Here is a 9,933-nt window from a genome sequence, read left to right as displayed (position 1 = left end):
GGATGCCTTGGCATGCACAGGCGAAGAAGGACGTGATACGCTGCGAAAAGCCGTGGGGAGCTGCGAATAAGCTTTGATCCATGGATCTCCGAATGGGGCAACCCACCTTAAATACCTAGAAAATCTGTTTTGCAGACACCTTGAATAAGACTTTTGATCGGTTTGCATGGGACTTCCCATACAGACCGATAGGTCGTCGCCAATCGTTTGGCGCGCCGTCCGCAGGCCTTCGGCCGTGAGGACAAAAGAGACCCCGGAAGCGGGGCATGAGGGTTCGGCAAAAGAGGTTTCTAGGTATTGTTATAAGGTATCTTACCTTCGAATACATAGGGGTAAGAAGCGAACGCAGGGAACTGAAACATCTAAGTACCTGCAGGAAAGGACATCAACCGAGACTCCGCAAGTAGTGGCGAGCGAACGCGGACCAGGCCAGTGGCAATGATGAATAAAGCGGAACGATCTGGAAAGGTCGGCCATAGAGGGTGATAGCCCCTTACGCGTAGAACAGTCATTGTCCTTGAGTAGGGCGGGACACGTGAAATCCTGTCTGAACATGGGGAGACCACTCTCCAAGCCTAAGTACTCGTGCATGACCGATAGCGAACAAGTACCGTGAGGGAAAGGTGAAAAGCACCCCGACGAGGGGAGTGAAATAGAACCTGAAACCGGATGCCTACAAACAGTCGGAGCCCGCAAGGGTGACGGCGTACCTTTTGTATAATGGGTCAACGACTTAGTGTAACTAGCAAGCTTAAGCCGGTAGGTGTAGGCGCAGCGAAAGCGAGTCTGAATAGGGCGATTTTAGTTAGTTGCATTAGACCCGAAACCGAGTGATCTAGCCATGAGCAGGCTGAAGGTTGGGTAACACCAACTGGAGGGCCGAACCCATAACTGTTGCAATAGTTCGGGATGACTTGTGGCTAGGGGTGAAAGGCCAATCAAACTCGGAAATAGCTGGTTCTCCGCGAAATCTATTTAGGTAGAGCGTCGACCGAATACCCTCGGGGGTAGAGCACTGGATGGGCTATGGGGACTCACCGTCTTACTGATCCTAACCAAACTCCGAATACCGAGGAGTACTAGTCGGCAGACACACGGCGGGTGCTAACGTCCGTCGTGAAAAGGGCAACAACCCTGACCTCCAGCTAAGGTCCCCAAGTCATGGCTAAGTGGGAAAGGATGTGAGGATCCCAAAACAACCAGGATGTTGGCTTAGAAGCAGCCATCATTTAAAGAAAGCGTAACAGCTCACTGGTCTAAATAAGGGTCTTTGCGCCGAAAATGTAACGGGGCTAAAGCCATGCACCGAAGCTGAGGATATGCCGTAAGGCATGTGGTAGCGGAGCGTTCCGTAAGTCTGTGAAGGCGGACCCGTGAGGGCTGCTGGAGATATCGGAAGTGCGAATGTTGACATGAGTAACGATAAAGGGAGTGAGAGACTCCCTCGCCGAAAGACCAAGGGTTCCTGCTTAAAGTTAATCTGAGCAGGGTTAGCCGGCCCCTAAGACGAGGCGGACACGCGTAGTCGATGGGAACCACGTTAATATTCGTGGGCCTGGTGGTAGTGACGGATCTCGTGTGTTGTTCAACCTTATTGGATTGGTTGGGCGGCGAAGAGGTTCCAGGAAATAGCTCCACCGTATAGACCGTACCCGAAACCGACACAGGTGGTCAGGTAGAGTATACCAAGGCGCTTGAGAGAACTATGTTGAAGGAACTCGGCAAATTGCACGCGTAACTTCGGAAGAAGCGTGACCCTTTTGTACGCAAGTATGATGGGGTGGCACAGACCAGGGGGTAGCGACTGTTTATCAAAAACACAGGGCTCTGCGAAGTAGCAATACGACGTATAGGGTCTGACGCCTGCCCGGTGCTGGAAGGTTAAAGGGAGGGGTGCAAGCTCTGAACTGAAGCCCCAGTAAACGGCGGCCGTAACTATAACGGTCCTAAGGTAGCGAAATTCCTTGTCGGGTAAGTTCCGACCTGCACGAATGGCGTAACGACTTCCCCGCTGTCTCCAACATAGACTCAGTGAAATTGAATTCCCCGTGAAGATGCGGGGTTCCTGCGGTCAGACGGAAAGACCCCGTGCACCTTTACTATAGCTTTACACTGGCATTCGCCAAGGCATGTGTAGGATAGGTGGTAGGCTTTGAAGCAGGGACGCCAGTTCCTGTGGAGCCATCCTTGAAATACCACCCTTATCTTCGTGGATGTCTAACCGCGGTCCGTCATCCGGATCCGGGACAGTGTATGGTGGGTAGTTTGACTGGGGCGGTCGCCTCCGAAAGAGTAACGGAGGCGCGCGATGGTTAGCTCAGACCGGTCGGAAATCGGTCGTCGAGTGCAATGGCATAAGCTAGCCTGACTGCGAGACTGACAAGTCGAGCAGAGACGAAAGTCGGTCATAGTGATCCGGTGGTCCCGTGTGGAAGGGCCATCGCTCAACGGATAAAAGGTACGCCGGGGATAACAGGCTGATGACCCCCAAGAGTCCATATCGACGGGGTTGTTTGGCACCTCGATGTCGACTCATCGCATCCTGGGGCTGGAGCAGGTCCCAAGGGTATGGCTGTTCGCCATTTAAAGCGGTACGTGAGTTGGGTTCAGAACGTCGTGAGACAGTTCGGTCCCTATCTGCCGTGGGTGTAGGAATATTGACAGGATCTGTCCCTAGTACGAGAGGACCGGGATGGACGTATCTCTGGTGGATCTGTTGTCCTGCCAAGGGCATAGCAGAGTAGCTATATACGGAATGGATAACCGCTGAAGGCATCTAAGCGGGAAACCAACCTGAAAACGAGTGTTCCCTATCAGAGCCGTGGAAGACGACCACGTTGATAGGACGGGTGTGGAAGCACAGCAATGTGTGAAGCTTACCGTTACTAATAGCTCGATCGACTTCTTCGTTCCCATTGAATATGTTCATCAAGCAAAGCTTGATGACATCATCTTCTGTCCTCACGGGCCAAAGGCCCTGCGGACGGCGCGCCGGACAACCGGCGACGGACTAGCGTCCTGTATGGCTGCCAAACTCGATCTCGAGCAAGGCAACATGAGGATGGGTCACAGAAAGACGTGTAAATTAAATAGAGCCTTGGCTCTCCAGCTTCTCGAAACAGCAGTTTCCATGTGAAAACATGGAGCATGTTGCGTTTTGCCGACCTGGTGGTTATCGCGGGGCGGCTGCACCCGTTCCCTTTCCGAACACGGCCGTGAAACGCCCCAGCGCCAATGGTACTTCGTCTCAAGACGCGGGAGAGTAGGTCGCTGCCAGGTCTGCAAAACGCAACACAAATCTTCTCATTCACAAATAAGGGCCAGCGCCCAAATCAACAGGCCGCGTAAGCGGCCTTTGTGTTATAATGAAATCACTTCGGTTCTTTGCCAAAAGCAAAAACCAGATCTAGGCGACAAGTTCTTCCGACTTCTCGCTGGTGCCGCGGGGTGGAGCAGCCCGGTAGCTCGTCAGGCTCATAACCTGAAGGCCGCAGGTTCAAATCCTGCCCCCGCAACCAAATCTATCCAATTATCAAAGGGCTCCGGGGAAACTCGGAGCCCTTTTGGCGTTGCTGCTACAACTCAAGCTCGCCGCTACAAAGCTTATCCGCATAGTCGTCGCCCTTCAGCGCAGCCAACTGCTTATCCAGAATGGCCGTGGATTCCATGAAAGGGCTGGCCACGCTTTGTAAAGGCGCGGGAATGGCTGGCAGGGTCAGTATCCTGTCGCTAGTGGATGGGCGTATTACCGATTCCCGGATATTCCGAGGCCGACTTGACTATTCCGCGGCGACACTGGAGCCAAGCGAAACGTCAGTCGTATAGTTCTCCCGCAGAAACCGAATGAAGTTGTCCTGGAACTGCCGCGTGTGGGCGTGCGCCAGGTCGTCGGCGCGCTCCACATCCTTGGCGCGGATCGCTTCCAGCATCAGGTTGTGCTCGTCGGTCAGGAGATAGCCGTCACCGGTTCGCTCCAGATATTCGAAGTGGAGATGCAGCATGCGCTGGCCCTGGTTCAGGAGACGCTCGTAAAAAGATGCGAGATAGGCGTTCTTGCCGGCATAGGCCACCGCCATGTGAAATTGCTTGTTGGCCTCCGACATCTTGAGATGTTGTCCGGTTTTTACCGCGGCCTCGAATTCCTTCTGGCGTCTGGCGATGATCTTCAGGTCAGCATCCGTGCGCAGCGCGGCGGCAAGCCGCGTGTTCATGCGCTGGGCGACATCAAGTGCTTCCACATATTTGGGAAAACTTGCCACCTCGATGGGCGCAACGATGGTGCTGCGGTTGGAGAGCGTCACAACCAGATCTTCGCCCGCCAGCCTGATCAATGCCTCGCGGATCGGCGAGCGTGACATGTCGAAGCGTTCGGCAAGCGTCATCTCGTCGAGAAGCTGCCCTGGCGGCAGGGTCAATGCCAGGATTTCATTTCGCAGCGTGTCATAGACATTTTTCCAACCCGTGCCGCGCACCCGCTTCATTTCAATTTCGTCAGACACTTAGGTCCCTTTCCGTCATCCAGTGGCATTGGGCCAGAAAATCGGCCTGGCGGCAATGTTAAATTTTCCGCTTGACTTTGTCGACACGGAGACGACATAAATTAATCAGTCGACACGGAGCCGACAGAAAAAGACAAAAAGAACGGCCAGATCCGACGGGTGGAACCGCGCGTCCTATGCGCTAAAAAAATGGGGAATGCTTATGTTATCGAAGATGGTAAGGCCCGCTCTGCGGGCAACGGTCGCGCTCGCCCTGGTGTCGGGGCTTGCCACAGCGGCAATGGCCCAGACGGCGGAAGGATACTGGCAGGGTGTCCAGAAGAGCGGCAGGCTGCGCTGCGGCGCCGCCGTCGCGCCGCCTTACGTCATGCGTGATCCGGCCAGCGGTGAATATTCCGGGTTTTTCGCGGATCTTTGCCGGGAATTCGCCGGGGTTCTGCAGGTGAACCCCGAATTTGTCGATACGACCTGGGATAATATCGTGGCGGGTCTCCAGGCCGGAAAATGGGATTTATCGCTGGCGCTCAACCGCACGGCCACCCGCGCCATGGCGGTGCAATTCTCCATCCCGGCGATGGAATATCAGATTTCGCTCGCCTACAATAAACAGAACCCGAAAATTCCGGCCGGCGCCACCTCGGTTGCCGATCTCGACAAGCAAGACGTGACCATGGCGGTCATGTCGGGTTCCGCGCAGGACAAGGCAATTTCGGCGGCCGTGAAGAAGGCGCAGATTCTGCGCCTGCCGACCAACGACGAAACGCGTCTTGCGGTCGTGTCCCGCCGCGCGGATATCCTTGTCGACGCCTCCGATACCAATCAGCTTTTCACCCAGTCGAACCCGGAATGGGCCGTGGCGCTGAACCCGACCCCGGCGCTCGCCAAGCAGGGCGTCTCTTTCGGCCTGCCGCATCAGCTTTCTGCGGCCGATATCGAGGTTGTCAACATCTTCCTCGAAGAGCGGGTTGCAACGGGTCATGTCGACGCCTTGATCCGCAAGGCCGTCGATCAGGTTCTCAAGACCGGCAACTGAACAGTGCCGGAGCCGCCGTGCGGCGGCTCCGTGCCCGTTCCGAACAGGAGAACCTGATGATGCCAGATGCGACTTCGCTGGTGAAAATCGAAAGGCTGCACAAGAGCTACGGTGGCGTGGTGAAGGTGCTGCAGGGGCTGGATATCGAGATGAAAGCGGGAGACCGCGTCGTCGTCATCGGCCCGTCCGGCGGCGGCAAGTCCACCCTTTTACGCGTGCTGATGGGACTTGAGCAGATCGACAGCGGTTCCGTCGTCTTCGGCGGCAAGCCCTATATTTCCGTAAACGGCAATGGAAAGACGGCCATCGACGCTAGGGTCCGCCGCTCGATCGGCATGGTCTTCCAGCACTATACGCTGTTTCCCCATCTCAATGTGATCGGCAATCTCATTCTCGCGCCGATGAAAGTGCGGGGAGAGAAGAAAGCCGAGGCCGAGGCAAGGGCGATGGCGCTCCTGACGCGCTTCGGTCTGGCGCAAAAGGCAAAGTCTTATCCGGCTCAGCTTTCCGGCGGCCAGAAACAGCGCGTGGCGATTGCCCGCGCCCTGATGCTCGATCCGAAACTGATGTTGTTCGATGAGGTCACCTCGGCGCTCGATCCCGAGCTTGTGGCCGAGGTCGAACAGGTCATCCTGCAACTCGCCCAGCAGCAGATGCCGATGGTGATCGTCACCCATGACATGTGGTTTGCGAAAAACATCGCGTCGCGCGTGATCTTCTGCGCAGGCGGCGTCGTGGTGGAGGACGGTCCTCCGGAACAGGTGCTCGGCTCGCCGAAGGAAGAGCGCACACGCGAGTTCATCGAGCGCGTCTTCCATATCAAGCATTGAGGGCTTGGCCATGAACTATAGTTTCGATTTTTCGTCCGTCTTCCGCAATTTAGGGCCCTTGTGGGAAGGGCTGATCGTCACGATAGAACTCACCATCGCGGCCAACGCCATCGGGCTGACGCTCGGCTTCGTGCTGGCGCTGCTCGTCATGAGCCGCTGGGCAACGATCCGGTTGCCCGTGACGCTTTTCATCGAATTTTTCCGCTGCACGCCGGCGATCATCCAGATCGTCTGGTTCTTCTATTGTGTGCCCATGCTGTTCAATGTGTTCCTGGGCTCGATCACGATGGGCGTGCTGGCGCTCGGCCTCAACCTGGCCGCTTTCAATGCGGAAGCCTATCGCGCCGCGATCCAGGCGGTGCCAAAGGAGCAGCTCGATGCTGGCGTGGCGCTTGGCCTGACGCCGCTCCAGAGGGTGTTCTACATCGTTCTGCCGACAGCGGTGCGCAACTCGATCCCGGTTTTGCTCACAAATGGGATCGGTATCTTCCAGCAGACCGCGCTGGTCGCCATCGTCGCTGTCCAGGATCTGATGTATCAGGGCAAGACGCTGGCCACGCAGACCTACCGGCCGATCGAGACCTTCACCATCGTCGCCCTCGTTTATTTCGCCGTGTCTTTCCCGGTTTCCCAGATCGTCGGTTATCTGGAACGCCGCCGTGAAATCATGGCAAGCTGAGGAGGCGGATAATGACCCTCAACTTCGCGATTGTGCTCAGATTCCAGGACGCGCTTCTTCTAGGCCTCTGGACGACGCTCAAGCTGACCCTCGTCTGCGTCGTGCTCGGCTGCATCTTCGGTTTCCTGCTAGCGCTCGCCCGCACGTCGAAAAGCGTTATTCTCCGGGGCATGGCCAGCGTCTATGTGGAATTCTTCCGTGGTACGCCGGTGCTCGTGCAACTGTTCTGGATATTTTTCTGCCTGCCGCTGGTTCTCGGCGTGGAGCTTTCCAACATGGCGTCCGCCATCATCGCCCTGACGCTCTATATGGGTGCGATCAGCAGCGAAACCTTCCGCGCCTCGCTGAAATCCGTCGGGCGCGAGCAACTGGACGCCTGTGTGGCGCTGGGGCTTTCGCCCTTCGTGCGCACCACGAGCGTCGTGCTGCCGCAGGCCGTGCTGCGCGCCGCGCCGACGCTGCTATCCAATTGCGTCAGCCTCTTCAAGGAAAGCGCGCTGGTCTCGGCGGTCGGCATGGCCGATCTGATGTTCGTCGGCCAGAACATTTCCAACACAACGGCCCGCCCCATCGAGGTGCTGACCGTCGTCGCCCTGATCTACTTCATCATCGCCTTTCCGCTGACGCGCGCCGTCACGGTTTTCGAACAGCGCATCCTCAAACGGCTTGCCGTCTGACGCGCCAACCACCCATCCGAACGGAGATATTCCATGAAACTGTCCGGCGTTATGCCCGCTCTCGTTACCCCCTTCGATGCCAACGGCAAGATCGATTTCAAGGCCTTCGAAAAACTTCTCGCCCATCTGCGCGAAGCCGGCGTGACCGGCTGGGTGCCGAACGGTTCGACCGGCGAATATTTCAGCCAGTCGACCGAAGAACGCCGCGACGTGCTTCAATTCGTCAAGGACTTTGCAAGGCCCGGTGAAATCCTGATCGCCGGCACCAATGCGCCCGCCACGCGCGAGGTCATCGAGCAGACGGCACTGGCGAAGGACATCGGCTATGACACGGTCCTGCTTGCCCCGCCTTTCTACACGCGCCCAACGCAGGCCGAACTCATCGGGCATTACGAAACCATACTCGCCGCCGTCGACGTCAATCTGGTGCTTTACAGCTATCCCGCAAAGGACGGCTCGGACATCAGCTTCGAACTGATGGATCACTTCGCCGATAATCCGCGCGTGATCGGCATCAAGGAAAGCTCCGGTGTGCTACAGCGTGCGATCGATATCGCCAGCCGCTACGGGGACAAGATCCAGCTCGTATCGGGCTCGGACGATATCGCGCTCGATTTCATGTTCTGGGGAGCGGAAAGCTGGATTTGCGGTCCGTCCAACTGCATGGCCAAAGCCTGCTGCGATCTCGACCGCACCTATAAGGCCGGCGACCTCGACAAAGCCCGCGAGATGATGAAGACGCTCTATAGGGCGATGAACATTCTGGAATCCGGGAAATTCGTCCAGAAGATCAAATATGGCTGCGAATTGCAGGGTCTGCCGGTCGGGGAATGCCGCGCGCCGCTCGGCCCCCTGACCGACGAGGAGAAGGCCGAATTCCGCGCCGCCATGCAGCCGATCCTCAACTGGTGAGCGAAGCGCGGCCGGGCGGCTTGCGCCCGGCCTATGGTTGAATCGAACGGGGAGAGCGGCATGAGTACCGTCGTGATCGGCGCGGGCATTATCGGCACCACCATCGCCTATGAATTGCAGAAACGCGGGCGGCAGGTCGTGCTCTTGGACAGGGGCGAGGTCGGAGGCGGCGCGTCCTATGGCAATATGGCCTCCATCGCGGTTACCGAATTCATGCCGGCGTCGCGTCCTTCCATCTGGAAGCAGATACCGGGCTGGATGCTCGACCCCGAAGGGCCGGTGCGCGTTCGCCCCGGCTATATGCCGAAACTCATCCCGTGGTTCGCCCGTTTTGTCGCCGCGTCCCGCCCGAGCCGGCTCCGCCAGATCGAGGCCGAAGGTGCGGCACTCTGCAAGCGTGTCTATGACGACCTGTTGCCGCTGCTGAAGGAGACGGGTCTGGAAGGCGAGTTGACGGCGGAGGGGTGCCTCTCCCTCTATACCGATGAGGCGGAATTCTCCGCCGACCGCGACCATATCGAAATCCTCGAGCGTTTCGATTTTCCGTATCGCCGCCTGACGGGGGCGGAGGCGAGGGAACTGGAACCGGAACTGTCGAAGGATATCGGCATTGCCGTGCTGTTTCCCGAAAACCGCAGCCTGCGCGACCCGTTCCGCCTGGTGAACGGCCTTGCGCAGCGCTTCACGGCGCTTGGCGGCGATATCCGGCGCGGCGACGTGACGGGTTTCGACCGATCGGACCGCATCACCGCCGTCCGGCTGGCCGGCGGCGAACCAGTCTTTGCCGATGAAGTGGTGATCTGTGCCGGCGCCCATAGCGGCCTCCTGTCGGGGATGCTCGGCGAACCGATGCCGCTCGAAACGGAGCGCGGCTACCACACCCAGATCATGTCGCCCGGCATTTCCATGCGGCATTCGATCATCTGGCCGGCGCGCGCCTTCATGGTGACGCCAACGGCCGGCGGCATCCGCGTCGGCGGCACGGTGGAAATGGCGGGCCTCGCCGCCGCCGCCGATTATCGTCGCTCCAAGATCACCGTACGGCGGGCGCAGACTGCCCTGCCGAAGCTGCGCTGCGAAGATTTTACCGAATGGATGGGCCATCGTCCGGCCTTTCCGGATACCGTGCCGGTCATGTCCGCCTCGGCAAAGGTGCCGGGCGTCTATTACGCCACCGGCCACGGCCATCTGGGCGTCACCTATGCGGCGACGACCGCCCGTTTGATGGGCGACCTGATCACCGGGCGGGCGCCGCCCGTCGACATGCGGCCGTATCGCATCGACCGCTTCTGAAAACACATGT

7 protein-coding genes, 1 tRNA gene and 2 rRNA genes (1 of these 10 only partly in view) are annotated in these 9,933 nt (G+C 58.1%); 9 read left to right on the top strand and 1 reads right to left on the bottom strand.

The genetic code is table 11. The features are described from left to right. The 3 genes from AC5YUO_RS07740 to AC5YUO_RS07730 form a co-directional block, all read left to right on the top strand. Positions 1-2,910 (top strand): 23S ribosomal RNA (locus tag AC5YUO_RS07740); it begins 26 nt to the left of the window's first position. Between the two features lie 254 nt (positions 2,911-3,164). Next, positions 3,165-3,279: ribosomal RNA gene (rrf, locus tag AC5YUO_RS07735) — 5S ribosomal RNA — on the top strand. Between the two features lie 162 nt (positions 3,280-3,441). After that, positions 3,442-3,518, top strand: a tRNA-Met gene (locus tag AC5YUO_RS07730). Between the two features lie 261 nt (positions 3,519-3,779). Here the strand turns inward: AC5YUO_RS07730 and AC5YUO_RS07725 are convergent. Further along, on the bottom strand, positions 3,780-4,499 hold the full coding sequence (locus AC5YUO_RS07725) for a GntR family transcriptional regulator (protein WP_496152889.1): 720 nt from the start codon (positions 4,497-4,499) through the stop codon (positions 3,780-3,782). A gap of 202 nt (positions 4,500-4,701) precedes the next feature. Between AC5YUO_RS07725 and AC5YUO_RS07720 the strand changes: the two genes are divergently transcribed. Genes AC5YUO_RS07720 through AC5YUO_RS07695 form a run of 6 tightly spaced genes read left to right on the top strand, consistent with a single transcriptional unit; the run spans position 4,702 to position 9,923 of the window. Then, entirely contained in the window at positions 4,702-5,532 is an 831-nt protein-coding gene (locus AC5YUO_RS07720) for a substrate-binding periplasmic protein (RefSeq protein WP_496152888.1), read from the top strand. Positions 5,533-5,591: 59 nt separating this feature from the next. Then, complete coding sequence (locus AC5YUO_RS07715; RefSeq protein ID WP_496154824.1) at positions 5,592-6,362, top strand: amino acid ABC transporter ATP-binding protein; 771 nt, start codon at positions 5,592-5,594, stop codon at positions 6,360-6,362. Between the two features lie 10 nt (positions 6,363-6,372). Further along, positions 6,373-7,041, top strand: coding sequence for an amino acid ABC transporter permease (locus AC5YUO_RS07710; RefSeq protein ID WP_496152887.1), 669 nt, complete (start codon positions 6,373-6,375; stop codon positions 7,039-7,041). Between the two features lie 11 nt (positions 7,042-7,052). Further along, the gene (locus AC5YUO_RS07705) at positions 7,053-7,718 is read left to right on the top strand and encodes an amino acid ABC transporter permease (RefSeq protein WP_496152886.1); all 666 of its coding nucleotides are present in this window, start codon (positions 7,053-7,055) and stop codon (positions 7,716-7,718) included. A 33-nt stretch (positions 7,719-7,751) separates the two neighbouring features. After that, positions 7,752-8,630, top strand: coding sequence for a 4-hydroxy-tetrahydrodipicolinate synthase (dapA, locus tag AC5YUO_RS07700; RefSeq protein ID WP_496152885.1), 879 nt, complete (start codon positions 7,752-7,754; stop codon positions 8,628-8,630). 60 nt (positions 8,631-8,690) lie between these two features. Further along, complete coding sequence (locus AC5YUO_RS07695) at positions 8,691-9,923, top strand: NAD(P)/FAD-dependent oxidoreductase (protein ID WP_496152884.1); 1,233 nt, start codon at positions 8,691-8,693, stop codon at positions 9,921-9,923. The last annotated feature ends 10 nt before the right edge of the window (positions 9,924-9,933 follow it).

It is taken from the genome of Agrobacterium sp. LEGMi-208b (genome assembly GCF_059511785.1).
The sequence above is the reverse complement of the archived record's forward strand: the minus strand, read 5'-3'. Positions and strand labels throughout refer to the sequence as shown.